A 23,886-nucleotide genomic window follows, 5' to 3' on the forward strand; every position below is an offset into this window, starting at 1 on the left:
TGATGGCAGATATCGAAGAACTCATCGCCGCCGCGCGCGGCGGTTCCCAGCGCGCCGTCGGGCGGTTGCTGAGCTTGGTCGAAAGCAACCGTCGCGACGAGGTTCTCGCGGTACTCGGCCCGGCATCTCCGCGCGTCATTGGCATCACCGGACCTCCCGGGGCCGGAAAGTCGACGACAGTAGGCGCACTCGTGGGTGCCTACCGCGAGCGTGGCCTGAGGGTGGCGGTGCTCGCCGTCGATCCGTCGTCTCCGTACAGCGGCGGAGCACTCCTCGGGGACCGGATCCGAATGGCCGCCCACATCAACGACCCAGACGTATTGATTCGCTCGGTGGCCACCCGGGGGCACCTCGGCGGACTGGCTGCCGCCGTGCCTGCGGCGATCCGGCTGCTGGCCGCTCTGTCCTACGACCTGATGGTGCTGGAGACCGTGGGTGTTGGGCAATCGGAGATCGAGATCGCCGCGATCGCCGACCCGACCGTGGTGATCCTCAATCCCGGTGCGGGAGATGCCGTGCAGGCCGCCAAGGCTGGTCTGCTGGAGGTTGCCGATCTGGTGGTGGTGAACAAGGCCGACCGCGAGGGTGCCGACCAGACCGCTCGCGATCTGAGGGCCGAGGCCACCGTGCCGGTGCTCAAACTCGTTGCGGCACAAGGGGAGGGTTTGGCAGCTCTGGTGGAGGCCATCGATGCCCACCATCGGGCTGACACCCCCGCGCGCCGTACGGCACGGGCCCGCACTCAGATTCTGTCGCTGGCGCAGACATTGCTGCGCAACCACGCCGAGTTGGATCGTTTGGCCGCCGCCGTGGCCGACGGCACCAGCGATCCGTACAGCGCTGCGGCGAATCTGATCGCTGATTCAGCCGGGTAGGGCCAGAATCGGCCGCTTCGTCTGGCCGATCAGGCTTCTGCAGCGGCTTGCTCGGTTGAGAGCATCGAGTTGGCGTGGGCGAGGATGTCGGTGCGCGCGCGTGGACGGGCGATGGCCAGTAGGCAGATGTCGAAAGCGTGCAGAGCGCCGGCGCGTAGCTGCTCGGCGGTGATGTCGCCGGCGGTCCATCGGCGTTGAAGGTGGAACAGGACCATCGCGGCATGGTCGGCGAGGACGTCGGGGTCGATGTCGTCGCGGAGTGCGCCCCGGCGGGTCGCGGCTTTGAGTTCGGTGACGATGAGATCCCAGCCGCTCCAGCGCAGATTTACCTGGTCGAGCAGCCGGTCGTCCATGAGCACGGCACGGACGACAGCTTTCGGAATGTCGGCGACCACTTTGTCGATCGACAAAGTGATGGCCTCCCAAATCCGTTCGATCGGGTCGGTCGCCGAGAGTTGGTGTACGGCAACGTCCATCGAGTCGAGTGAGCGCTGGATGAGGGCGGCCAGTAGGCCTTCTTTGTCGCCGAAGTGGTTGTAGAGAGTGCGGACGCTGACGCCGGCTTCGTCGGCGAGGCGACGCATGGACAGCTGTTCGACACCGTGTTGTTCGACGAAGTCGCGGGCAGCATCGAGTACGTGCGCGCGGGTTCGCTGCAGGGCGCGTGAGGCCATGGGTGTCACTGTACTCAGTTATGCCACAGTGAGCGATATTTGCCACGGCGATTCAAATGTATAACACCGTTGCACTTTGAAGCCGAGTGTGGTTAGCATCACAGCGCCCACATCAGACGATCTCGAACTTGCGAGGGACAAGCATGGTGCAGCAACAGCCCGACTCCGGTACCGATGGTGTGGCGGAGGCCCCCTACATCGTGGTCTCGACGGACAGCCACGTCGGACCGTCGCTCAAGAACCAGCTGCGGCAGTACTGCGAACCGAAATACCTCGAAGAATTCGACGAGTTCGTCGCAGAGATGGAAAAGCACGGGATGTTCTCGTTGCGCTCGTCCAAAGCCGGCGACAAGGGCTATGACGAGAACTGGTCACTGGATCAGTCGCAGGCCGAGGATTTCGCCAAGACCGCGGGCATTCGCAATCCGGACCAGATGGACCTGGGTTTTCTGAACCGCAGCTACGAACACAGTTTCGTTCCCGGCCTTCAGGACCCGGCGGCCCGGCTTGCCGACATGGACGAACAAGGCGTTGCGGCATCGGTGATCTATCACGGCGGGCTCAACGGTGAGTCGATTCCGTTCTCGACGACGGGCCTCATCAGCTGGGGTGACTCGAAATATGACCGTCTCGAGGATCTCGGGGTGCGCATCTACAACCGGTGGCTGGCCGATTTCGTGTCGACGGCGCCGGAGCGCAGCGCCGGCATCGCCCATATTCCGATATCCGACCCGGCCGCCTGCGTGCGCGAGGTCAAGTGGGCGGCCGAGGCGGGGTTGCGAGGTATCAACCTGCCCGCTCCCCGCAATGACATTCCGATGTTGAACGACCAGGTGTGGGAGCCGCTTTGGTCGATTTGCGAAGAGACCGGAATGACGCTCAACACGCACGGGGGTGGGGGAGAGCACTATCCGTACGAGGGCGAGGGCGCCCAGGCGATGTACATGATGGAAACGCTGTTCCGGACCCGTCGCGGCGTATGGGTGATGATCCTCGGCGGAGTGTTCGAGCGCCATCCCAAACTGAAGATGGTGCTCACCGAACAATGGATGGATTGGGCCCCGGAAGTCATGGACGACATGGACGGGCTCTACCACTCGCGAACCGGTGAATGGGTTCGTGCGGCGCTGTCGATGCCGCCGTCGGAGTACTTCAAACGCAACTGCTTCATCGGTGCCAGCTTCATGTCCAATTGGGAGGCGAAGCTGGGAGTCGAGAAGGGCCTCACCGGCAGGGTCATGTGGGGCGACGACTATCCGCACGCGGAGGGCACCTGGCCCGACACCCGGGAAGCTATTCGGTTCACATTCAACGACATTGAGCCCGAGCATGTGCGCAAGTACATCGGTGGCAACGCAATCGACGTTTACGGTCTCGATCGCACGAAATTGGCCGAGGTGGCGGCGAAGATCGGCCCCACGGTCGACGAGGTGGCAACGCCCTACACGGTTCCCGAGGATGCCGTCATGGGGCTCTACGCGTTCCGCACCGGCCCCGGCCGCTTCATCTAGCCAATCTGTCGACAGCGACGAGGAGACATTGAGATCGTGGGAGAGCCAACGGCTGTGACGTCCCCGTGCCGGTCGGTGACGGATGACGAAGTCGACCATTTGCACGAATTCGGCTGGGTGCAGCTGAAAGGCTTCGTGGACCCTGACGTGGTCCGCAAGATGCTTGCGATCGCTCGCGACGAGATGGGCGACGATGCGGACAGCAACCCACTGCAGGCCGAGGCGCCGGCCGAAGCCGACGGTGAGGAGCAAGGCGGTCTGGCGTACTTCAACGTGGGGCAGAGCGCCGGCCTGACGGACCCGGTGATGCGGCCGTTGATCGATGAAGTGGGCAAGAGTGCAAGCGTGCTGCAACGGCGGAGAGGTCCCGACGGTGCGGCCGTGGGTACGCGGTACTACGCGGACTTCTTTGCACCAAAACTGCCCAGCACCAAGACTGCACGGCACGGCGGGAACGGACCCACCGCGTTCCATCAGGACTTCATCACCTTCTCCGTCGACAGGTCCGGGGGCATGACCTTCTGGTTTCCGTTGGAGGCGTACGGACCTGACGCCGGGACGATGTCGTTCGTGAACCGATCGCACCGCGCCGGGGTGATGGGTGATTACACCACCTACGGTGCCGGTGACGCTCTGGATGCATTTCCCGAGCTTCGTGATCTGGAGATGAGCCAGCAGCTGACGTACGAGCTCGGTGACATCTCGGTCCATACGCACCTCACGATCCACGGTGCGGGCGCGAACGCGATGGATCGACCGCGTTGGGCTTACCTACTGGTCACTCAGCCCGCCGACGTGTGCTGGAACGGATCCGCCACGCCCAACTTCGATTCCAGCCGAATGACGCAATGGCAACCGCTCGATGACGAGCGGTTTCCGCTGATCGGCTGAGGCAGGGATGCAAGGAGAGCAGAGACATGGCGGCAACACCCTTCCCCGCACCGTTCCCGAACCGGAACTTCATGCAGATGTGCTGGACAGTGCCCGATCTTCGGAGTGCGATCGATTCCTGGGTTCGCAACGCCGGTGTGGGACCGTTCTTCTGGTTCGACGGGGTCGATTTCACCGATGGGAGACACCGGGGGATTCCCGCCGCCTTCCCGAAGGTTCAGGCGGCGATCGCCTACGCCGGTGAGGTGCAGATCGAACTGGTCTGCCAGGCCAACGACGAGCCCGGCGTCTTCCGGGATCTCTTCGGAGACGGCGACTTCGGATTGCACCATATGGCGTTGTACTGCAACGACTACGAAGTCGAGCGCGACGCTTACATCGATGCGGGCGCGCAGCTGGCATTCGAGGGCAAGCTCGACGGCATCCGCACGTGCTGGGTCGACACCTCTTCCACGCTCGGCTTCATGGTCGAGCTGCTCGAGCCGAGCTCGGCACGGGATGCGGGGTTCGCCGCCATGCGGACTGCGGCGCAGAAGTGGGATGGCACTGACTCGGTCGTCACGTTCTGACATGGCCGAAACATCTACGGAGGGATGACAAATGCCGGTACTCGCCAATGCCAGAGTGTTCGATGGCCGCAGGATGCTGCCCGGCAGCCAGACGGTGACCGTCGAGGGGAATCAGATCTCCGCCATCCATCCGCATTCCGGGCCGGTTCCGGATGGGGCAGTCGACGTCGCCGGAATGACGTTGATGCCGGGCCTGATCACGTCACATCTGCATCCTGACTTCTACAAATTCAGCATCGCCATCGCCGCGACCGAGCGGCCCGGAAAGGAGTTGCCACCCGGCGTCATGATGGCGATCGGCGTGCGTACCTGCCGCGTGCTGCTGGAGAGCGGGTTCACCGGCTATTCCGGTGCCTCGTGCGCGCACGACATCGATGCGCAGCTCAAGATGGCCATCGCCGAGGACATCATCCCCGGACCGCGGATTCGTGCCTGCGGGCATCACCTCGGCACCACCGGCGACATGAACAACAGTGGGCGCTGGTGGAAGCGGTACGAGACACCGGGCACCGACGTCTGCGCTGACGGGCCCGACGCCATGCGTTCGCTGGTCCGCGAAGAGATCAATCGGGGTGTCGAGACGATCAAGATCTTCGCCAGCGCCGGTCACGGCCAGCTGCACCGCACGACACGCAACATGTCGCGCGACGAAATCGCCACGATCATCAGCACGGCTCATGAGCGCGGCGCGAAGGTACGTGCCCACGTTTCCGACAAGGCGATGATGCTGGAGTGCATCGAGCTCGGGCTGGATCTGATCGACCACGGCGACGAGATCGACGAGGAAGTGATCGCCGCCATGGTGGAGGCGGGAACGTTCTGGGTGCCGAGCCTCATCTACCCGTGGAGCCTGCTCGAACTCGGCTATGCCGCTGAATTCGGGGTGACGCCAGAGCAATACGAGCACACACGGGCAATGCTGCCGGTCGCGCAGGCAGCCGGGGTCCGGATCCTGATCGGCGACGATTACAGCGGCATCTTCCGCGATCTGCTCGACGACGATCCGCTCGACCACCAGGTCGGCAACTATGGTCGCGAGTTCGCCTACTACGGAGCGATCGACGGGCTCTCGGCAGCCGAGGTGCTGAGCTGGGGTACCTGCAACGCCGGCCAGTTCTTGGCCGAAGGACCAGAGCGGCTGGGTGTGATAGAGCCTGGCGCCTTGGCGGATCTCATCGTCGTCGATGGCGATCCGCTTGCCGATCTTTCGTTGTTGTCCCGTCCGGCAGAAGCGCTCAGAGCGGTCATCCGCGACGGTGTGTTCGTGATCGACCGAATGGGTGCCGTTGGCGTCGAAGGAACTTCGGAATCCAATGTCCTGCACCGAGAGCTTGCGCTGCGATAACCGGCGAAGGCCGTCCGACGAACAACTGACGAGGAAGCGTGGCAAGAAACGTGCAACATCGTGTCGCCCTGGTCGCGAACAGTCACACCCGCCGGGCCCGCGGAATCGTGGCCGCAGGTGCCTGTCTCGGCATGATATGTACTGGAATTGGATTGTCGCCAAACGCGTTCGGTGACGAAGTGCCCTATCACATTCGGAGCGCGCAAGATCTGTGCAACTCGATCTGGCCGACGTCACAGGCAATGCCTCGTCCAGACGAGTTCGGAACCGTGTGCGCCAGGAAGGGCGGCGTCCTGGAACGGTTGTCAAAATCCATGCCTGCGTTCATCTCCGACACCTTCAAGCTCGAGCCGGGCAGCGCAGTCGAACTGCCGGTCGGATCCGTACGCGTCAATCCGGACGACCCTATGAGTGACTGGATCATTCCTGACTGCCACGTTTCTGGCGGGCCTGAGTGCGGCACCTGACTCGAGCAGAAGACCTCCGGCGACAAATTTCCTAGACCGGCACGAATCGTACTGAGAGGCGGAATCCGTGACAGTTGGAGCTGTGAGCGATGTCTGTTATGACCCCTACGACGTCGAGCTGAATGTCAGTCCGTACGAGACGTATGCGCGTCTCCGGGAAGAAGCACCGCTGTACTACAACAGCGAGTACGACTTCTATGCGTTGAGCCGATTCGTAGACGTCGACAGTGCATCTGTCGACGTCGAGACGTTCAGCTCGGCGCGGGGTGACGTGCTGGAAACGGTGAAGGCCAATATCGACATCCCGCCGGGCTTCATCATTTTCGAGGATCCACCGATCCACGACATCCATCGCAAGCTCCTGGCCAGGATGTTCACCCCGCGCAAGATCAGCGCCCTCGAACCCAAGATCCGGGAATTCTGTGCTGAATGTCTGGATCCTTTCGTCGGCAGCGAGCGGTTGGACTTCGTGGCTGATCTGGGCGCTCGGATGCCCATGCGGGTGATCGGAATGCTGTTGGGCATGCCCGACGAGCACCTGGACGCCGTCCGCAAACGATGGGACGACAATCTGCGAACCGAGGCCGGCAAACCGATGGAAGTCGCCCCCGAGGCGATTGACGCGGGCGAACTCTTCGCCGAGTACGTCGAGTGGCGTGTCGAGCATCCATCGGACGACATCATCTCCGAGTTGGCCAACGTCGAGTTCGTCGACGAGACCGGTACCGCCCGGCGACTGCGACGCGACGAACTCCGTGCCTACGCCAGCCTGGTAGTCGGTGCAGGAAACGAAACGACCAACCGGCTGATCGGATGGGCGGGCAAGGTGCTGGCCGAATATCCGGACCAGCGGCGCCAGCTCGTCGAAGACCATTCACTGATACCCAAGGCGATTGAAGAGCTGGTGCGCTTCGAGCCGTCGGGTCCGAACATGGCCAGATATGTCACGCGGAATGTCAGCTACTACGGACAGACGGTGCCGGCCGGCAGTGTGATGCTGTTGATGCTCGCTGCGGCCAACCGCGATCGTCGCCACTTCCCGCCCGACGGCGATGTTTTCGACATCCATCGCCGTTCCCCTCAGCACCTGGGGTTCGGCCGCGGTGTCCACTATTGCCTCGGCTCTGCGCTGGCCCGCCTGGAGGGACGGGTCGCCCTGGAGGAGATTCTGAAACGTTTCCCCGAGTGGGACGTCGATCTCGCGCAAGCGACGTTGACGTCAACCTCGGCCGTGCGTGGCTGGGAATCCATGCCTGTCGTTCTGCGGTAGTGCCGAATCCGCTGCCATGCGGGTCCGGAAGAAATAGCAAGGAAAGGCGGAGTTGCCGATGAGCCCTGAGGATGTCGTACGCACGGAGATTGCCGCGTGGGCGACCAACGATGTCGACGAAGTGATGAGCCATTTCGCCGACGACGCCACCTTCGACATCGGGCCTGACTGGCCGAAACTGGCTGGGCACGAGGCGATCTACGACTTGATGAAAGTGTTCTTCGGCCGCGGCAAGGTCGTAGATCTCGAGATCCGCCACCTGGCCGTCGATGGCGATGTTGTGTTGATGGAGCGCTTCGATCACTGGGTTATGGAAGGCACTCCGCTGAGCTGGCCGGTGATGGGTTCCTATCAGGTCCGAGACGGCAAGATCGTGGCCTGGCGGGAGTACTTCTGGCCGGCGGACGGCGATCCCGGATATGGTTCGGCCGGGGTTTCCTGAGCATGATGTGCTGGAATGGTCGCTCGGCTCACCGAGCGCGAGACCCTGTCATTCGTGAAGCGGTTCGCCAATGTCGCGGCCGCGCTGTCCAGATCGCCGGCTGACGCGTGCGACGCCAAAGACCCTGCCGTGCGGAAGGTGTAGGAGCAGAGGAAGATCGGGAGTGCTATCGACTGATGGTTGTCGCGTCCGACATCGGCGAGCTCGTGACCGTTATCGGCGGCTGGCTCTTCGATCGGGCAATGGCAGGATGGGAAGTCACCGCGCTTGTCGACGAAGATTCCGATGTGCGCCCGTTACGCATCCTCGGTGTTGGTGCGGCGGAACTGGACTCCGTGTTGTCGACGAATGCTCCCGCGTTGCCAGCAGATACTATTTCTATTGTTGGTCAACACTATTTGAGCGATCATCGGACCCGCGAACTCATTCGATGCGTGATGGAGAGCGGTGCGACCGAGTTGACCGTGTGGGGAGATGCGTGTCCGGCCGAGTTCAGGACAAGCCTGCTTCCGGTGGACTATGAACCCACCACTGCCGCGCAAGTATTCAAGAAGTACGCACTTGCGGCGGCCGGCCGCTTCGATCGAGTGGTCGAGCCAAAAGAATCGTTTCGGTGTGGCGTTCGTCCGCGTCCGGCGGTCGTACGATCCGGCTTCCTTGCCTGAAACCGACTGAGGTAGCGCGAATTAGTGGGAGGTCCAGTTGTTCAACGTTGAGGAGAGCATCGACATCGCATCAGCACCGGAGGTGGTCTGGTCGCTGGTAGGTGATCCGGCGGCGATCTGCGATTGGCACCCGGACATTGAGGCCTCATCGATGATGCACGGCGTGCGTCATTGCACGCTGATGGGCGGGGGAGAGGTCGCTGAGCAGATTGTCGAGCACTGCGACCGCGAGCGCTATTACGTCTACGCGGTAGTGGGCAGCCAGTTCGGAATGGTCGACTATCGATCACGTATCCAAGTGCTGGGTATCGACGGCGGTGGTGCACGGATGGAGTGGAGTGGGCGGTTCGACGCCGTCGAGCCGGCGCACGGGAGTCTTATCGCGGAGTCGGTCTCCACCACCTATCGCGATGGTCTGACCGCGGTCCGGAACCGCTTGGTGTGACGGCCGTTCGACCAGATCTACATCTTGACCACACCGACTAGAGGAGGAGCTCGTGCTGACATTGGCAGGCAAGGTGGCGATCGTCACCGGAGGCGCCCAGGGCATGGGCGCCGAGCACGCCCGGACGCTCGCCGAACTCGGCGCGAAAGTCGCAATTGCCGATGTATTGGGGGACGAGGGGCGGGCTGTTGCGAAAGAGCTTGGCTCCGGGGGAGAGTTTTTCGATCTGGACGTGACCGAGCCGGAACAGTGGACTGATGTGGTCGACCGTGTCACCAAAAAGTGGGGGCCCGTGACAGTCCTCGTGAACAACGCTGGAGTCCCCGGTCCATTCGCCCACACCGCGGAACTGACCGTCGACGACTATCTGAGAACGATTGCGGTCGATCAGCACGGGGTGTTCTACGGCATGCGGGCGGTGATTCCGGGCATGACCGACGCCGGCGGCGGTTCGATTGTCAACATCGCCTCCGTGGCGGGATTCGCACACGTCCGGCATGTTCCGAACGCCGGCTACACCGCAGCCAAATTCGCGGTGCGCGGTCTCACCCGGGCGGCCGCTGTCGAGTACGCGAAGAAGGGAATCCGGGTCAACTGCGTGATGCCGGGACCGGTCGCTACGCCGATGATGCTCAACTCCGGCATGGAGGATGTGCGCAGACTAGCGGGCAGCGGCGCGGCGATGGATCGCTGCGCCGAGCCACGCGAGGTCTCGAACATGGTGGCGTTTCTCGCCTCTGACGCAGCCTCTTTCATCACCGGCGGGGACCATTTTGTCGACGGCGGTCAAGCCGCCGGCTGGTGACCGCAGTCGGCCTGCGTTTTCACAAGAAGAGGGCGCGATTCAGTCGCACCGCCCACTCCGGGTCCGGGTTCTTCGGATTGGTGACGTCACCGAACCGTTCTGCGATGGCGGCGGCTGCCAGTTCCCGGCGTCGCGGCGATCTGGTGGAGTCGGCGGATGCTGACGCAGCAGGCATTTCGTCAAGGGCGAGGTCGGTGCAATAGCACGGAGTCCCGGGCTGCTGGCGCCATGACTCCGCCAATGTGCCTGCATCGAATCCATCGAATCCGGTGTCGTCGACCAGTGCGATGCCCACCGCACGTTGTTCGTCGTCCTCGGCGGCGACCGGGATGGCAATGCGGCCCGCGGTTTTGGCCGGGGCGCCCTTTTCTGCGAGTGAATGGGATCCGATTGCGTTCCACGCCTTCACAATCGGCCGCCCGAGCTGTTCGGCAACCCACAGACTCTCGACCTGGCCCGCTTCCACTGCCTCGATCTGCGAATCCCGAGAGGGATAGTAGTTGGACGTGTCGATGATGACCGTCTCTGCGGGCACCCCCGCAAGTACGGGAGCGAACTCGGGAAGTGTGTTGAACGGGATGGAGAGGATCACGACGTCGACGTCGTTGACTGCCTGGGCCGCGACGACCGGACGGGCGCCCGACTTCAGTACGTCGGGCTCGATCGTTTCCGGACCACGCGAGTTGGCGACCTTCACGTCGTGTCCGGCGGCGGCCAACTTCTGAGTGAGCGTCTTGCCGATGTGCCCAGTACCTACAATTCCTATTTTCATTGCGATTTTGCCTTTCTAGATGTCTGGGATGTCTCGATGCGCCACTCACTACTCGGCGGGATGGGCGAGGCCTTCGAGCGTGCGCCGAAGGCCGTCCAAACCGCTCTCGGTGAGCTGGCATGCTGACTTGATCTGGTCGGTGATTCCGCGGATGTCGGGTTCGAGCGCACGGCCGCGCGGCGTCAGGTCGACCAGCACTCGCCGCTCGTCGGCGCGGTCTCGAGTCCGCGTAACCATTCCGGTGGTCTCGAGTCTCTTCACGAGTGGTGTGATCGTGCCCGTATCCATATCCAGCCGAGCACCCAGTGCGCCGACCGAAAGCGGCGCGCCGTCGAGCAGCGCCAATATGACGAGATACTGGGGGAACGTCAGACCCAATGGCTCCAGAAACGGTTTGTGCTGGCGGACCATCCGGTTCGCAGCGCCGTACAGGGCAAATGACAACTGCTGGCCCAGTTTCAGGCGTTCGGGCGGCGCCGCTGCTGATTTTCTGGCGGACGAATTCACAGCGGTCCAGAGCCCAGTGCGGGTGCCAGAGCCGTGAGCACGGGCAGCAGTTTGTCGGCTTCGATGACTTGGATGGCGACGTGGTCAGCCCCGGCAGTGAGGTGTTGGTGCAGGCGCCGGGCGATTTGGGGCGCGGTGCCGTACGCGATGACGGCATCGATCAGGTCGTCACTACCTGGCTTGGTGATGTCCTTGTCGGAGAACCCCATTCGTTTCCAGCTGTTGAGGTAGTTGTTGAGCCCGAGATAGAGGCCGACGGCTTCGCGCCCGATAGCTCGGGCCGATCCGGCATCTGACGACAGCACCACCTTCTGCTCCGGAGCGAGAAAGGCTGCCGGCCCCATCACTTCGCGCGCCCGGGCGGTGTGTTCCGGCGTGGTGAGGTACGGGTGCGCCCCCGCGCCGCGTGCCGCGGATAGCTGCAGCACTCGGTCGCCGAGCGCGGCGAGGATGCGGCGGTCTGCCGGTACGCCGTAGCGGTCGAGTTCGCCGAGATACTTGTTGAGCGCGTCGTACGGCTTCTCCCACTGCGAAATGTGTTCGCGGTGGCCCGCACCGATTCCGAGCAGGAACCGGCCCGGATACTTTTGGTCGACACGGTGAAATGCCTCGGCGACGGGTCCGGCAGGCGAGGCCCAGATGTTGATGATGCCGGTAGCGGCTTTCAGCGTGGTGGTCTGCTCGAAGATGGGTTCAACCCATGACAAGTCACTGGGAGCTGTGCTGTTGACCCATACGGCGCCATAACCCAGTTTCTCAATTTCTCGAGCGACAGGTGGGGAGACCGGGTCTCCCGTCCAGGCGCCAAATCGTCCCAGATCGGGCTTGGCGCCGTGGGCCGGGGTGCTATGGCGGGTTTCAACGTGATGCATGGGTGACCTTCTGGGCGTCGGCGCTACGTGTAACAACTATTCCGTAGCGTACAACTGTCTAGCGCACTAGACATATTCCGACGGTGACGCTCACCACTCTGTTGTCATCGCGGCGTATCCGCCGCCCACCTGCCGATGCTCAACTGAGCTTGTACAGGTTGATCGCGTTCTCGCTGAGGATCTTTCGTGCGTTCTCAGGTGAGGTTGCCGCGATGACCTCGTTGATCGCGCTCGCGGAGTATCCGAATGTGCCTTCACTGTGCGGATAGTCCTGGGCCCACATGACGCGGTCGGCGCCCAGATAGTCCAGCAGCTTGAGGCCGATCGTGTCGGTCTGGAACGTCGCGAACATGTTGTTCTGCCAGTAGTGGCTCGGGCGGTGTTTCATCGGCCAGTCGAAGAGTTCGCGATGGGCACCGTAGGTGAGCTCGGCGTCCTGGAGCGCGCCGGCGATCCAGTTGATGCCCCCCTCGGCGAAAACGACCTGCAGGTTCGGATGGCGGTCGAAGATGCCACCGAAGATGAGGGCGCCGAAGGCGCGACGGAAGGGTGCGGCCTGCATCAGGAAGAACGTTCCGAACCCGCCCCGGCCGCCAGAGGACGGCACTTCTCCGATGTGGAAGTTGACCGGCAGGTTCGCCTCGGCCACGCACGCCCAGAAGCGGTCCATGTCAGGGCTGTCGTAGTCGATGGCCTCGCCGTGCGCATTCTTGCCCGGGCTGAAGGGAAGCATGAAGCTCTTGAGTCCGAGGTCCACGATCTGCTGAATTGCTTTCTCCGCATGATCGGGGTCCCACCAATTGCTGCAGATGCCGACGCCGTAGAAGCGGCCGGGATTCTTCTTGTCCAGCTCGGCTATGTACTCGTTGTAGGTCCGGTACATGAGCTCTTGCATCTCTTGGTCCGGGTAGCGGATGAAGGCCAGCAGGCTTTGCGGATAGACGATTTCCTTGTCGATGCCCTCGGCGTCGAGATGGCGGTTGCGAACACCGAATTCGAATCCATCGTTGAGGACGGAGCGGGCCAGTGCGGTGTCGACGTCGGCACTTTCCGGATATGCCTGCATGGAATCCGGGAAGCCGACGCGCCAATAGCGGTCGAACCACACACGGGGCGCGGCTTCGCGGCGGTCCGCCGGAAAGTGCTCGTAGAAGATGTCCTCGGTGAGTTCGATGTGGTTGTCGGCCGAAACCAGGACGAGGTCTTGAGGTAGCTTCGCGGCCTCTCGGGGTTGGCTGGTCCGGTCAACGATCATGCCGGCTTCGGCTGTCAGCGGATTCTCAAATGTCAGGCGTTCGTCGAGCATGTCGGCCTCTCCGTCGATTTCTTTGCAGGGCACCGGATTTCCTGGTCCGTCAAGCGCTTGCCGACCAAGGCGGGCTGATGACCTTTCGGCTGCGACATTGTGATGCTAACCACATCTGAACTAAAATGCAACACCGTTGTACTTGTAGCTCAAAGTGTTAAAAGCGCGTCGACGAGCCGTAGTCGAAATACTGGAACAGCCAGGAGTGCAACATGTTTCGCCTCAACCACGCTCGGCTGCGACATACTGCTTGACGTTCCAATCCCGGGGATCGTGTGCGGCGATCGGTACAGCGCGCTCGGGCGTCCCCTCGATTACTTCAGCCCAGCGCTCGGCGACGGTTTCGATCGTCAACGGTCTCTGGGTGAAGCCGGCGGTTTCGGCCAGGTACACCCGATTCACGAGCCCGCCGGCACCGTTGACGGTGTCGCCATTCACCGGGCAACTCTCATGCGACAGAAACGCAGCGACCGGGGCCACCAATTCCGGCGGCAGCGCGGTCTTCGCCATCTGGTACATCGGGGAGCTCTCATCCTGTTGGGCGGCCACCATGCGGGTGAACGCACCGGGATTGAGATTGTTGACCTTTATGCCATATGCCGCGCCCTCGCCGGCGAGCGCGCGGGTGAACGAGAATATTCCGCCTTTGCTCGTGCTGTACGCCACCAGGAGCGGCGCGCCGGCGAACGCCCCCGAGCCGGTATTGACGATACGTCCATAGCCGTTGGCTTTCATGTGCGGCCACGCCGCGCGGCACGTCCAGATGGTACCCATCAGGTTGATGTCGATGTGCTGGCGGATATCGTGCGAAGTCATTTCGTCGAACGCCGCGGCGATCGAGATGCCGGCGTTGTTGACGAGGACATCCACCCGGCCGAACGCGTCGATCGCCGTGTGGATCAGCGCGGCCGCGCCCTCCTCTGTCGCGATCGAATTATGGTCTGCGACAGCGCTTCCGCCCGCGCGGCGGATCTCTTCGACCACCGCGTCGGCCGACGCGGTTCCCTCATAGCCCGGTGCGGCGCTCCTGCCGATGTCGTTGACGACGACGTTCGCGCCGCGCTGGGCCAGCAGCAATGCGTGGGAGCGGCCGATGCTGGGATTACCGCCTGCGCCGGTGACGATCGCGGTGCGGCCGTCGAACCGAAGTTCAGTCACGGAGTGCCTTTCTCGATTGGCTGGACGCAGTCGCGACCGCGACCTGAGACCGGCGGGCAATGGGCGATGTGATGCTAACCACAACCCGAACAAAAGTGCAACGGTGTTATAACTTTAGCCTGCCGTGGCAAACGCAGGCCTGCGCGAGCTCAGGCGAGTAGGTCGGCCGAGGCTGCATCCATAGCTGTTCTTGAGTTCTCGGCGGCGGCCTGTCCCGCGCGGTACCCGAATACCATGGCCGGCCCAAGGGTGCCGCCCGCACCGCCGTACGCCTTCCCGGTCACGCCGCCCATCGCGTTGCCCGCGGCGAACAGGCCCGGGATCGGCGCGCCGTTGACGTGCAGGACACGGCCGTCTCGGTCGGTGCGTGGTCCACCTTTGGTGCCCATGGCACCGATCTTGACCGGTACCGCGTAGTACGGTGCGGTATCGAGCGGCCCGAGCGTCTGGCCCGCCGGAGTGGCGGCCGAATTGTCGCCCCAGTACCCGTCGTAGGCGCTGGATCCGCGGCCGAAGTCGGGGTCGATCTCGTTGGCGACGTTGGCATTCCACCGGGCCAGGGTCGCGGCCAGACCTTCGGGATCGATTCCGGTCTTGGCGCCGAGTTCGGCAAGAGTGGCCGATTCGCAAAACCAGTCCGGCGCCGCGTCGCCTGGCTCGACGCCGAGGAAGCCGTAGCGCTGCAGGTGCCCGGAGTCGAACACGATCCAGGCCGGATCGTTGGCGTAGCCGAGTTTGGGGTCGAGGTACTGGAAGGCCCCAGCCATCGAGTTGTACTCGCCTGCCTCGTTGAGGAAGCGCTTGCCGGCCCGGCTGACGATGATGCTGCGTGGCCGGGTGCGTTCCAGCCGGACGCTGCGGCTGCGCGGGTGGCCGTCGATGGTGTCTCCGGGGAGCTGCACGATCGGAACCCACCACGCTTCACCCATGTTGGCCAGGTCGGCGCCGTGTGCCATGGCCATCCGCAGCCCGTCGCCGGTGTTGTTCGGCGGGGATACCGCGCCGCGCATGGGGCCGCGCAGGTAGGCCTCGACCAGTTTGGTGTCCCATTCGAAGCCGCCGGTGGCCAGCACGATGCCGCTGCGGGCGCGGATACGAACGTCGGCACCGTCGGTGCTGCTGACGTTGATGCGTACCCCCGTGATGCCGGTGTGGTCACCGATCAGTTCGACGGCGCGGGCTTCGGTGACCGGTTGGATGCCACGGTCGAGCAGGCCGCGCAGTAGACCGGCGATCAAGGCGGTGCCGGCCACACACAGGTCGGCGTCCGGGTCGTCGGACACGGCGTGAATGCGGGCCCGGGTTTCCGCGTCGATGCCGACATTGCTGAAATCCGCAGGGAAGGAGGTGATCCGGTCCCGCCAGACACCGAGCTTGCCCTGATCCACCGGACCTGCGCTCAGGGAGCGGCCGCCGCCCGGGCGCCCGCCCGGCAGTTCGGGCTTGTAATCGGGGAAGCCTTCGGCGACCGCGAAGCGCAGCTCACTGTGTTCCTCGACGAAATCGAGCATCGCCGGGCCGGTGCGCACGAAGGTGTCCACCAGATCGGCGTCCATGTAGCCAAGTGATTGGGCCTGTAGGTAGTCCACCGCATCGGAGACCGGCAACGGCCCGTCGGCGCTGCGGTCATGGGCGGGGATCCACACGATGCCGCCGGAAACCGCCGTTGTACCGCCGACCGTGGGTGCTTTCTCGTAGATTGCGACCGACGCGCCGCCGACCGATGCGGTCAACGCCGCGGTGAGCCCGGCGCCACCGCTGCCCAGCACTACGACGTCGACTTCGTCGTCCCAGCGAATTTCGTTACGGGTCACTGTCATTCCCTTCTCAGTACAGGATTGTCGATAATTCGTTTGCTGCTCGCACCACCGCGTCCTTGCCACCCAGCACGACGTCTTCGCGGTGCGAGATGAGGTTGATGCAGGTGGGCGGTGACGGCAGGCGTCGACGTACGGGGACAGCAAGGCCATAGGTGTCCGGTTCGATCTCGCCGTGGGTGATCACCCAGCCCTGTTCGCGGGTCTGGCGCACCAGTTCACGTTCGCCGGGCCGCGGCGGCATGCTCGCCAACAACGCCACCCCGGCCGCACCCCGGTCGAGCGGGTGGCGGCTGCCCTCATGGAAGGACAGTTGGTAGAACACCTGCGTCGGGACGATCACCGCCACGGCCACCTGCTGATCGCCCTCGGCCACCAGTAGGGACACCGTGCTGCCGAGTTCGTCGGCAAGTGCGCGCAAGGTCGGGACGCTGAGCTGGCGCATGTTGTTGTCGAACGACGAGCCCAGGGCCGCCAGCCCGGCGCCGGGCCGGTAGCGGCCATCTTCACCCTTTGTCACATAACGGAATTGGCTCAGGGTGGCCAATAGCCGGTAGGCGATCGTGCGATGGGCTCCGACGTGGTCGGCGACCTGTTGCACGGTGAGCCCGGTCGGGGCTGCGGCGATGGCCGCGAGCGCGCTCAGCCCGCGCGCCAGCGTCTGCGAACCGGGCACACCGGTGGGGGAGCCGTCGGTCTTCGATTGTGGCTGCGGCTGGGTTGCCTTGGCCGACATCGCGCCCTCCTTGACAGATAGAACCGCGAGAGTGATGCTCTGATAATAATGCACTCTGGTGTGCGCTATATGAGCAAAGTGCTTACAAATTCGGAGAATATCATTCTCCCGATCTCCGGAGAGGGGAACATGACCAGCACTGCCGCCGGGCCGGCATCCGGTTCCGTTTCGGCCACCGAGCACGAGAGCGTCTGGGCTGACCTCCAAGGCGTGGCGTTCTCGCAGGGCTACCTCGATGTCGGCGGCATCCGTACCCGCTACCTGCATGCCGGCGACCCGAAACTGCCTGTGCTCGTTCTGCTGCACGGGTCGGGCGGACATGCCGAGGCCTATGTGCGCAACCTGGAATCCCACGCCGAGCATTTCTCGACGTGGTCGATCGACATGCTCGGGCACGGCTACACCGACAAGCCGGGACATCCCCTGGAGGTGTCGCACTATGTCGATCACCTGATCGGCTTCCTCGACACGATCGGCGCTGACCGTGCCCACATCTCCGGTGAATCGCTGGGCGGCTGGGTGGCCGCGCGGGCCGCTGCCGATCATCCGGGTCGCATCGACCGGTTGGTACTCAACACCGCCGGTGGATCACAAGCCGACCCCGAGGTGATGAAGCGGATCATCACGCTGTCGATGGCGGCCGCGGAGAACCCGAGCTGGGAGACCGTGCAGGCCCGGATCAAGTGGTTGATGGCCGACAAGTCAAAGGGTTACGACGACATTGTGGCGAGTCGTCAGGCGGTGTACCGCCAGCCTGGTTTCGTCGCCGCGATGAGCGACATCATGGCACTGCAGGATCCCGAGATCCGTGCTCGGAACCTGCTGGGGGAGAAGGAATACGGCTCGATCACCGCGCCGACTCTGGTCTTGTGGACCAGCGATGACCCTACCGCCGACGTCAGTGAGGGCAGACGCATCTCGGAGATGATCCCGGGTGCGGTGTTCGAGGTGATGGCCGACTGCGGGCACTGGCCGCAATACGAAGACCCCGAGACGTTCAACCGCCTGCATCTCGACTTCCTGCTGGGCAGACCGGCGATGAGCGCTCGCGCGAAGAACAGCAGGCCGGCGTGACCGACCAGGAGGTGGACGTCCTCATCGTCGGGGCCGGGCCGGTCGGCCTGACCCTGGCGAATGTCCTCGGAATCCAGGGCGTCCGGACGCTCGTGGTGGAGGAACGCGACACCCTCATCGACTACCCCCGTGGCGTCGGGCTCGACGACGAATCGCTGCGCACCTTCCAGTCCATCGGGTTGGTGGAGGCGGTCCTGCCGCACACCGTGCCCAATCAGATCCTGCGGTTCTACGACGGCAGCCGCCGGTTGCTGGCCGAAATGGCGCCCCCGGACGCACGATTCGGCTGGCCCAAGCGCAACGGGTTCGTTCAGCCACTCGTCGACGCACAGCTGCTGGTCGGTCTGGACCGGTTCCCTCACGTGGAGGTGGCTTGGGGACGCCGGATGGAATCGGCCGTCGAGACCGCCGATGGTGTCAAGGTCGAATTCGGACCGGACCTGCCCGCGGTGCGTGCGCGCTACGTGGTCGGCTGTGACGGCGGGCGCAGCGCCACCCGCGGCATGATGGGGGTGTCGTTCGAGGGCACCACCTCAGCGACCCGCTGGGTGGTGGTCGATTTGGAAAATGACCCACTGGGACACCCGAACAGTGAGGTCGGCGCCGACCCGGACAGGCCGTACGCCTCGATCTCGATCGCCCATGGCATCCGGCGGTTCGAGTTCATGATCCATGCCGACGAAACTGATGAGCAGGCCGAAGATCCCGACTTCGTGGCACGGCTGCTGGCCCCCTTCGTCCCGCATCCGGATCAGGTGGACGTGATCCGTCGCCGGGTCTACACCCACCATTCCCGTATCGCCGGCAACTTCCGTAAGGGCCGATTCCTGTTGGCCGGCGACGCCGCGCACCTGATGCCGGTGTGGCAGGGGCAGGGATACAACAGCGGTATCCGGGATGCCGCCAACCTCGGCTGGAAGCTGGCCGCGGTCGCCAAGGGCCAGGCAGCCGAGGAGTTGCTGGACAGCTACGACACCGAGCGCCGCAAGCACGCCCGAGCCATGATCGATCTCTCCACCCTGGTGGGGCGGGTCATCTCGCCCACCAATCGCAAGGTTGCGATGTTGCGGGACAAGCTGATTCGCGGTGCATCGGTAGTTCCGGCGCTCAAGCGCTACGTGTTGGAGATGCGGTTCAAGCCGATGCCACGTTATGACCAGGGCGCGGTTTACCACCCGCAGCCGCCGACGGCAGACTCGCCCGTGGGCACGTTGTTCATCCAACCCCGGGTCGACACCCGCGAGCAGTCGAACGTTCTGCTCGACGATGTGATCGGGCTCAACTTCGCAGTGCTGTGCTGGAACAACAGTCCGCGCGCATTGCTCGGCGAGCAGGCCTACGCACGTTGGAAAGCCCTGGGCGCGAAGTTCATCGCCGCCAGGCCGCAGACCCAGTTGTTCTGGACGGGCCACGACGCCGACCACGACGACGGATCCGTGGTGATCGTCGGTGACCGTACGGGTGCACTCAAATCCTGGTTCGACGTGCACGCCGAATCGGTGCTGGTACTGCGCCCGGATCGGTGCATTGCCGGGGCCGACATCGCCCAGCGTGCCCCCGAACTGAGTAAAGCCCTGTTCGACGTACTCCATCTGACGGAGGGAGGAGTGAACGGTGCCAGTAGCCCTGTGTTGTATGTCCCACAGCCCACTGCTGAATCTTCCGGGACCGTCGGCTGACCTCCTCGACGAGATCGGGGCAGCGGTCGGGAGTGCTCGCGAGTTTGTTGCCGACTACGACCCCGAACTCGTCGTGACGTTCTCGCCGGATCACTACAACGGATTCTTCTACCGGCTGATGCCCCCCTTCTGCATCGGCACCGCCGCGGCCGGAGTGGGTGACTACGGGACGTATCGGGGTGCGCTGGACGTCGCGGGCGACATCGCCCGGCAATGTGCCGAGGCGGCCTGGGAATCCGGCGTCGACGTCGCCATCTCGACGAGCATGGACGTCGACCATGGCACCGTGCAGCCGCTGCAGGCGTTATTCGGCGAAGCGACAGCGCGTCCCATCGTGCCGATCTTCGTCAATTCCGTCGCCACCCCGCTGGGTCCGCTGTCGCGGACCCGAGCACTCGGTGCGGCGGTCGGTGCCTTTCTGGCCACCCTCGACAAGCGGGTGCTGGTACTGGGTTCCGGTGGACTGTCGCATGATCCGCCGGTCCCGACGCTGGCGACGGCCCCGCCGGCCGCGCTGGACCGGATCGTGCACGGGGCCCCGATGACCGACGAACAACGGCTGGCCCGGCAGAGCGCAGTGAGCCAGGCTGCACACGACTTTGCCCACGGTGACAGTGCGTTACGGCCGCTGAACCCCGAGTGGGACCACAGCCTGCTGGAGATCTTCGACCAAGGTCGGTTGACCGATCTGGACCAGTGGTCCAACGACTTCATCGCTACCGAGGGGGGCAACTCGGCGCATGAAATCCGCACCTGGGTGGCTGCATTCGCGGCGATGGCAGCCAACGGGCGGTACCAGACCGAGAACCATTTTTACCGGGCGGCACCGGAATTGATCGCAGGATTCGCAATCAGGACGGCGGTAGGAATCGCAGCATGAATTCAGACACCACTGCACAGACCGCCGATGAAGGCTTCGACGAAACGGTCGACGTGCTTGTCATCGGTTCCGGGGGCGGCGGCATGACGGCGGCGCTGACGGCTGACGCGGCCGGCCTCAAAACCCTCGTGGTCGAAAAGTCCTCCCACTTCGGCGGTTCCACCGCCCTTTCCGGCGGCGGCATCTGGGTGCCGGGAGCGCCGTCGCAACGCCGGGCCGGCTATGTGCCCTCACCCGACGGGGTGTTCGACTACCTGAAGCAGATCACCGAGGGCACCGTCAGCGATGCCAGGCTGCGAAAGTACGTCGAGGCGGCGCCGGAGATGATGGACTTCCTGGAGCGCAACAGCGGCTGGTTCGAGTTCGTCTGGAAGCCCGGCTACGCCGACTACTACCCGGAACTGCCCGGCGGCTCGGCACTGGGCAGCACCATCAACGTCCCGGCCATCGATCTACGCAAGCTCGGCGAACACGAGCAGGAGTTGCTCGCCCCGCTGGCCCTGGCACCCAAGGGAATCTGGTTCGCGCCCAAGGATCTTCGGCTGTTCTACCAGATCCGACAGAACTGGCGCGGCAAGGCGGTGCTGCTGAAGCTGATCTGGCGGATGGTGCGGGCACGGGTTTTCGGTGACCGGATGGCGGCCATCGGACAGTCGCTGGCCGCCCGAATGCGGCTGGCACTCAAGCAGCACGACGTCCCGCTGTGGCTGGATGCACCGATGACTTCGCTGATCACCGGTGCGGACGGCGAGGTGCTCGGCGCGGTGGTGGAACGTGACGGCAAGCCGCTGCGGATCCGGGCCACCGGTGGCGTGGTCCTGGCCTCCGGCGGCTTCGACCATGACATCGCCTGGCGCAAGGAGCACCTCCCGGTACTCGAGAAGGACTGGAGCTTCGGCAATCCGGCCGCCACCGGCGACGGTATCAGGGCCGGCGAGAAGGCCGGCGGTGCCACCGAACTGCTCGACGAGGCGTGGTGGTTCCCGGCCATCTGCTGGCCCGACGGGCGGCTGCAGTTCATGCTCAACGAGCGGATGATGCCGTCACAGTTCGTGGTCAACGGCGAGGGCAAGCGGTTCATCAACGAGGCCGCGCCCTATATGGATTTCGCCCACGCGATGATCGAGGGCCAGCAATCAGGGGTGGGCCATATCCCATGTTGGCTGGTCACCGACATCGACTCGTTCCACCGGTACGTGGTGGGCGGGCACCTGCCCATCCCGAAGATCCCGTTCGCCCCCGTTCCCACCGGGCGCAAGGTGCCGCGAGCCTGGCTGGACTCCGGTGTGGTGGTCGAAGCGCAGAGCTGGGCGGAGTTGGCCGGAAAGATCGGTGTACCCGCACAGAATCTTCAGGCCACCGCCGAGCGGTTCAACCAGTTGGCTCAGACCGGTCACGACGACGACTTCAACCGCGGCGACAGCGCATACGACAACTATTACGGAGACCCGACCCTGCCCAACCCGAATCTGCGTCCACTCGGTAAACCGCCGTACTACGCGTTCCAGATCATCCTCGGCGACCTGGGCACCTCGGGCGGGCTGCGCACCGACGAGAACGGGCGCGTCCTGCGTGCCGACGATTCCGCCGTGGACGGGCTCTACGCGGTGGGCAACGCCTCGGCCGCCGTCATGGGCCGAAGCTACGCCGGTGCGGGCGCGACCATCGGGCCTGCGATGACCTTCGGGTATGTGGCAGCCAGACACATTGCCGACCTCCAAGCCGAACAGCTTGTTGCACAACCTATTTCACCCGCCGCCAATCAAACAGTCCAGGACAACGTCAGCAACACCCCAGGAGGAAACCGATGAAGATTTCGCTGTTCTACGAGTTCCCACTGCCCCGGCCGTGGTCGGAGGATGACGAACATCAGCTGTTCCAGCACGGGCTGACCGAGGTCGAGGCGGCCGACAAGGCCGGTTTCTCCACCGTCTGGCTGACCGAGCACCACTTCCTCGAGGAGTACTGCCACTCCACCGCGCCGGAGATGTTCCTGGCCGCGGCCAGCCAGCGCACCAAGGACATCCGGTTGGGTTTCGGTGTCATGCACCTGCCCCCGCCGATCAACCACCCGGCCCGGATCGCCGAGCGGGTCGCCACCCTGGATCACCTGTCCAACGGGCGGGTCGAGTTCGGCACCGGTGAGGGCTCCTCGGTCGCCGAGCTGGGCGGTTTCGACATCGACCCAGCCGACAAGCGCACCATGTGGGAAGAGGCCCTTGAGGTTTCGATCCGCTGTATGACGGAAGCCCCCTTCACGGGCTTCAAAGGCGAGCACGTCGAGATGCCTGCCCGCAACGTCATTCCCAAGCCGCTGCAGAAACCGCACCCGCCGGTGTGGGTCGCCTGCACCCGCCCGTCGTCGGTGCAGATGGCGGCCCAGAAGGCCATCGGTGCGCTGAGCTTCGCCTACACCGGTCCCGAGGCGCTCAAGGAACGGGTCGACGGTTACTACAAGGAATTCGAAGAGCAGGGTGCACCCATCACCCCGGCGATCAACCCCAACGTACTTGCCATCGGCGGTGACCTGTCGATGATGGTGGCGAAGTCGGACGACGAGGCACTCAAGCGTCTGGGAATCGGCGGTGGCTTCTTCTCGTTCGGGATCATGCACTACTACCTGACGGGGATGCACACCCCCGGCCGCACCAAGGTGTGGGAGCGTTACGAGCAGGCGGTCAAGGAGGATCCGACACTGGCGTACGGCCCCGGCCGCGGTGCGATCGGTTCGCCCGACACCGTGCGCGAATTCCTGCGCAGCTACGAGGCGAGCGGGGTCGACGAGATCATCCTGCTGCTCAACCCGCGCAGCCACGAAGGCACCATGGAGTCCATCGAGCTGATGGGCAAGGAGATCCTTCCCGAGTTCATTGAGCGGGACGCAAAAGCGGTGGCGGACAAGGCCAAGCGCCTGGAACCGGTCATCGAGAAGGTCGAGGCGCGTCGACGCCCGTCGGAGGCCCCACTGTTCGACGAGACCTACGCCTTCGGTGGCCTGCCCACCGGCCGCGACAAGTTCACCGCCGGCGAGATCCCCGAGGCGATGGCCGAGATCAACGAGGGTCGGGTCAAGGCGGCTCAGGCCGAGAAGTCAGCCCGCGAATCCGCCGGCTGAGAGGAACCCGC

At 64.2% G+C, this 23,886-nt stretch carries 25 protein-coding genes; 17 read left to right on the forward strand and 8 right to left on the reverse strand.

Features of this window, described 5'->3' with window-relative positions; all coding sequences use genetic code 11:
- The first annotated feature begins 2 nt into the window (after positions 1-2).
- On the forward strand, positions 3-875 hold the full coding sequence (meaB, locus tag ACZYZF_RS27190; protein ID WP_463837375.1) for a methylmalonyl Co-A mutase-associated GTPase MeaB: 873 nt from the start codon (positions 3-5) through the stop codon (positions 873-875).
- 29 nt (positions 876-904) lie between these two features.
- Here the strand turns inward: meaB and ACZYZF_RS27195 are convergent, their stop codons facing one another.
- Positions 905-1,549: a TetR/AcrR family transcriptional regulator gene (locus tag ACZYZF_RS27195; protein WP_463747432.1), complete on the reverse strand. Its 645-nt coding sequence runs from the start codon at positions 1,547-1,549 to the stop codon at positions 905-907.
- A 143-nt stretch (positions 1,550-1,692) separates the two neighbouring features.
- Here ACZYZF_RS27195 and ACZYZF_RS27200 point away from each other — a divergent pair, with 143 nt between their 5' ends.
- The 11 genes from ACZYZF_RS27200 (at position 1,693) to ACZYZF_RS27250 (ending at position 9,959) form a co-directional block, all read left to right on the forward strand.
- The gene (locus tag ACZYZF_RS27200) at positions 1,693-3,060 is read left to right on the forward strand and encodes an amidohydrolase family protein (protein ID WP_463837376.1); all 1,368 of its coding nucleotides are present in this window, start codon (positions 1,693-1,695) and stop codon (positions 3,058-3,060) included.
- 75 nt (positions 3,061-3,135) lie between these two features.
- Complete coding sequence (locus ACZYZF_RS27205; RefSeq protein ID WP_463837377.1) at positions 3,136-3,951, forward strand: phytanoyl-CoA dioxygenase family protein; 816 nt, start codon at positions 3,136-3,138, stop codon at positions 3,949-3,951.
- Positions 3,952-3,977: 26 nt separating this feature from the next.
- Complete coding sequence (locus ACZYZF_RS27210; RefSeq protein ID WP_463837378.1) at positions 3,978-4,520, forward strand: VOC family protein; 543 nt, start codon at positions 3,978-3,980, stop codon at positions 4,518-4,520.
- Positions 4,521-4,551: 31 nt separating this feature from the next.
- Complete coding sequence (locus ACZYZF_RS27215) at positions 4,552-5,865, forward strand: amidohydrolase family protein (RefSeq protein ID WP_463837380.1); 1,314 nt, start codon at positions 4,552-4,554, stop codon at positions 5,863-5,865.
- 38 nt (positions 5,866-5,903) lie between these two features.
- Positions 5,904-6,332 (forward strand): hypothetical protein, encoded by a 429-nt coding sequence (locus ACZYZF_RS27220; protein ID WP_463837381.1) that lies wholly within the window; start codon positions 5,904-5,906, stop codon positions 6,330-6,332.
- A 67-nt stretch (positions 6,333-6,399) separates the two neighbouring features.
- Positions 6,400-7,602 (forward strand): cytochrome P450, encoded by a 1,203-nt coding sequence (locus ACZYZF_RS27225; RefSeq protein ID WP_463837383.1) that lies wholly within the window; start codon positions 6,400-6,402, stop codon positions 7,600-7,602.
- Between the two features lie 58 nt (positions 7,603-7,660).
- Positions 7,661-8,044 (forward strand): nuclear transport factor 2 family protein, encoded by a 384-nt coding sequence (locus ACZYZF_RS27230; protein ID WP_463747425.1) that lies wholly within the window; start codon positions 7,661-7,663, stop codon positions 8,042-8,044.
- A gap of 15 nt (positions 8,045-8,059) precedes the next feature.
- Complete coding sequence (locus ACZYZF_RS27235) at positions 8,060-8,188, forward strand: hypothetical protein (protein WP_463837384.1); 129 nt, start codon at positions 8,060-8,062, stop codon at positions 8,186-8,188.
- A 32-nt stretch (positions 8,189-8,220) separates the two neighbouring features.
- A complete protein-coding gene (locus ACZYZF_RS27240; protein ID WP_463837385.1) occupies positions 8,221-8,709 on the forward strand; it encodes a hypothetical protein in 489 nt (162 codons plus the stop codon).
- A 37-nt stretch (positions 8,710-8,746) separates the two neighbouring features.
- Positions 8,747-9,154, forward strand: coding sequence for an SRPBCC family protein (locus ACZYZF_RS27245; protein WP_463747423.1), 408 nt, complete (start codon positions 8,747-8,749; stop codon positions 9,152-9,154).
- A gap of 52 nt (positions 9,155-9,206) precedes the next feature.
- Positions 9,207-9,959: an SDR family oxidoreductase gene (locus tag ACZYZF_RS27250; RefSeq protein ID WP_463747422.1), complete on the forward strand. Its 753-nt coding sequence runs from the start codon at positions 9,207-9,209 to the stop codon at positions 9,957-9,959.
- A gap of 19 nt (positions 9,960-9,978) precedes the next feature.
- Here ACZYZF_RS27250 and ACZYZF_RS27255 read toward each other — a convergent pair whose 3' ends face one another.
- The 7 genes from ACZYZF_RS27255 to ACZYZF_RS27285 form a co-directional block, all read right to left on the reverse strand.
- Positions 9,979-10,731 (reverse strand): NADPH-dependent F420 reductase, encoded by a 753-nt coding sequence (locus ACZYZF_RS27255; protein ID WP_463747421.1) that lies wholly within the window; start codon positions 10,729-10,731, stop codon positions 9,979-9,981.
- A gap of 48 nt (positions 10,732-10,779) precedes the next feature.
- Positions 10,780-11,238 carry a MarR family winged helix-turn-helix transcriptional regulator gene (locus ACZYZF_RS27260; RefSeq protein WP_463837386.1) on the reverse strand — a complete coding sequence of 153 codons (459 nt, stop codon included), beginning with the start codon at positions 11,236-11,238 and terminating at the stop codon, positions 10,780-10,782.
- On the reverse strand, positions 11,235-12,110 hold the full coding sequence (locus ACZYZF_RS27265) for an LLM class F420-dependent oxidoreductase (RefSeq protein ID WP_463747419.1): 876 nt from the start codon (positions 12,108-12,110) through the stop codon (positions 11,235-11,237). The genes ACZYZF_RS27260 and ACZYZF_RS27265 overlap by 4 nt, the downstream gene beginning before the upstream one ends.
- A 139-nt stretch (positions 12,111-12,249) precedes the next feature.
- Complete coding sequence (locus ACZYZF_RS27270; RefSeq protein WP_463747418.1) at positions 12,250-13,449, reverse strand: amidohydrolase family protein; 1,200 nt, start codon at positions 13,447-13,449, stop codon at positions 12,250-12,252.
- Positions 13,450-13,638: 189 nt separating this feature from the next.
- Positions 13,639-14,574 carry an SDR family NAD(P)-dependent oxidoreductase gene (locus tag ACZYZF_RS27275; RefSeq protein WP_463747510.1) on the reverse strand — a complete coding sequence of 312 codons (936 nt, stop codon included), beginning with the start codon at positions 14,572-14,574 and terminating at the stop codon, positions 13,639-13,641.
- A 149-nt stretch (positions 14,575-14,723) separates the two neighbouring features.
- The gene (locus tag ACZYZF_RS27280) at positions 14,724-16,394 is read right to left on the reverse strand and encodes an FAD-dependent oxidoreductase (protein WP_463747417.1); all 1,671 of its coding nucleotides are present in this window, start codon (positions 16,392-16,394) and stop codon (positions 14,724-14,726) included.
- 7 nt (positions 16,395-16,401) lie between these two features.
- Positions 16,402-17,127: an IclR family transcriptional regulator gene (locus ACZYZF_RS27285; protein ID WP_463837387.1), complete on the reverse strand. Its 726-nt coding sequence runs from the start codon at positions 17,125-17,127 to the stop codon at positions 16,402-16,404.
- 129 nt (positions 17,128-17,256) lie between these two features.
- Here ACZYZF_RS27285 and ACZYZF_RS27290 point away from each other — a divergent pair, with 129 nt between their 5' ends.
- From ACZYZF_RS27290 to ACZYZF_RS27310, 5 genes are read left to right on the forward strand one after another with little or no spacing between them, the layout of a single operon-like run.
- Complete coding sequence (locus ACZYZF_RS27290) at positions 17,257-18,201, forward strand: alpha/beta fold hydrolase (RefSeq protein WP_463747415.1); 945 nt, start codon at positions 17,257-17,259, stop codon at positions 18,199-18,201.
- Entirely contained in the window at positions 18,198-19,880 is a 1,683-nt protein-coding gene (locus ACZYZF_RS27295; RefSeq protein ID WP_463747414.1) for a bifunctional 3-(3-hydroxy-phenyl)propionate/3-hydroxycinnamic acid hydroxylase, read from the forward strand. The genes ACZYZF_RS27290 and ACZYZF_RS27295 overlap by 4 nt, the downstream gene beginning before the upstream one ends.
- Positions 19,837-20,760, forward strand: a complete 924-nt coding sequence (locus ACZYZF_RS27300; RefSeq protein ID WP_463747413.1) for a 3-carboxyethylcatechol 2,3-dioxygenase — start codon at positions 19,837-19,839, stop codon at positions 20,758-20,760. Before ACZYZF_RS27295 ends, ACZYZF_RS27300 begins: the two co-directional genes overlap by 44 nt.
- A complete protein-coding gene (locus ACZYZF_RS27305) occupies positions 20,757-22,571 on the forward strand; it encodes an FAD-binding protein (protein ID WP_463747412.1) in 1,815 nt (604 codons plus the stop codon). Before ACZYZF_RS27300 ends, ACZYZF_RS27305 begins: the two co-directional genes overlap by 4 nt.
- Positions 22,568-23,875, forward strand: a complete 1,308-nt coding sequence (locus ACZYZF_RS27310; RefSeq protein WP_463747411.1) for an LLM class flavin-dependent oxidoreductase — start codon at positions 22,568-22,570, stop codon at positions 23,873-23,875. Before ACZYZF_RS27305 ends, ACZYZF_RS27310 begins: the two co-directional genes overlap by 4 nt.
- Positions 23,876-23,886 lie beyond the last annotated feature (11 nt).

The sequence above is a fragment of the Mycobacterium sp. IDUB_24 genome, assembly GCF_055419385.1.

Coding starts and splice junctions, on each gene's coding strand:
- meaB (WP_463837375.1), top strand. CDS start 3: ATGGCAGATATCGAAGAACTCATCGCCGCCGCGCGCGGCGGTTCCCAG.
- ACZYZF_RS27195 (WP_463747432.1), bottom strand. CDS start 1,549: ATGGCCTCACGCGCCCTGCAGCGAACCCGCGCGCACGTACTCGATGCT.
- ACZYZF_RS27200 (WP_463837376.1), top strand. CDS start 1,693: ATGGTGCAGCAACAGCCCGACTCCGGTACCGATGGTGTGGCGGAGGCC.
- ACZYZF_RS27210 (WP_463837378.1), top strand. CDS start 3,978: ATGGCGGCAACACCCTTCCCCGCACCGTTCCCGAACCGGAACTTCATG.
- ACZYZF_RS27215 (WP_463837380.1), top strand. CDS start 4,552: ATGCCGGTACTCGCCAATGCCAGAGTGTTCGATGGCCGCAGGATGCTG.
- ACZYZF_RS27230 (WP_463747425.1), top strand. CDS start 7,661: ATGAGCCCTGAGGATGTCGTACGCACGGAGATTGCCGCGTGGGCGACC.
- ACZYZF_RS27235 (WP_463837384.1), top strand. CDS start 8,060: ATGGTCGCTCGGCTCACCGAGCGCGAGACCCTGTCATTCGTGAAGCGG.
- ACZYZF_RS27240 (WP_463837385.1), top strand. CDS start 8,221: ATGGTTGTCGCGTCCGACATCGGCGAGCTCGTGACCGTTATCGGCGGC.
- ACZYZF_RS27255 (WP_463747421.1), bottom strand. CDS start 10,731: ATGAAAATAGGAATTGTAGGTACTGGGCACATCGGCAAGACGCTCACT.
- ACZYZF_RS27265 (WP_463747419.1), bottom strand. CDS start 12,110: ATGCATCACGTTGAAACCCGCCATAGCACCCCGGCCCACGGCGCCAAG.
- ACZYZF_RS27280 (WP_463747417.1), bottom strand. CDS start 16,394: ATGACAGTGACCCGTAACGAAATTCGCTGGGACGACGAAGTCGACGTC.
- ACZYZF_RS27285 (WP_463837387.1), bottom strand. CDS start 17,127: ATGTCGGCCAAGGCAACCCAGCCGCAGCCACAATCGAAGACCGACGGC.
- ACZYZF_RS27290 (WP_463747415.1), top strand. CDS start 17,257: ATGACCAGCACTGCCGCCGGGCCGGCATCCGGTTCCGTTTCGGCCACC.
- ACZYZF_RS27300 (WP_463747413.1), top strand. CDS start 19,837: ATGTCCCACAGCCCACTGCTGAATCTTCCGGGACCGTCGGCTGACCTC.
- ACZYZF_RS27305 (WP_463747412.1), top strand. CDS start 20,757: ATGAATTCAGACACCACTGCACAGACCGCCGATGAAGGCTTCGACGAA.
- ACZYZF_RS27310 (WP_463747411.1), top strand. CDS start 22,568: ATGAAGATTTCGCTGTTCTACGAGTTCCCACTGCCCCGGCCGTGGTCG.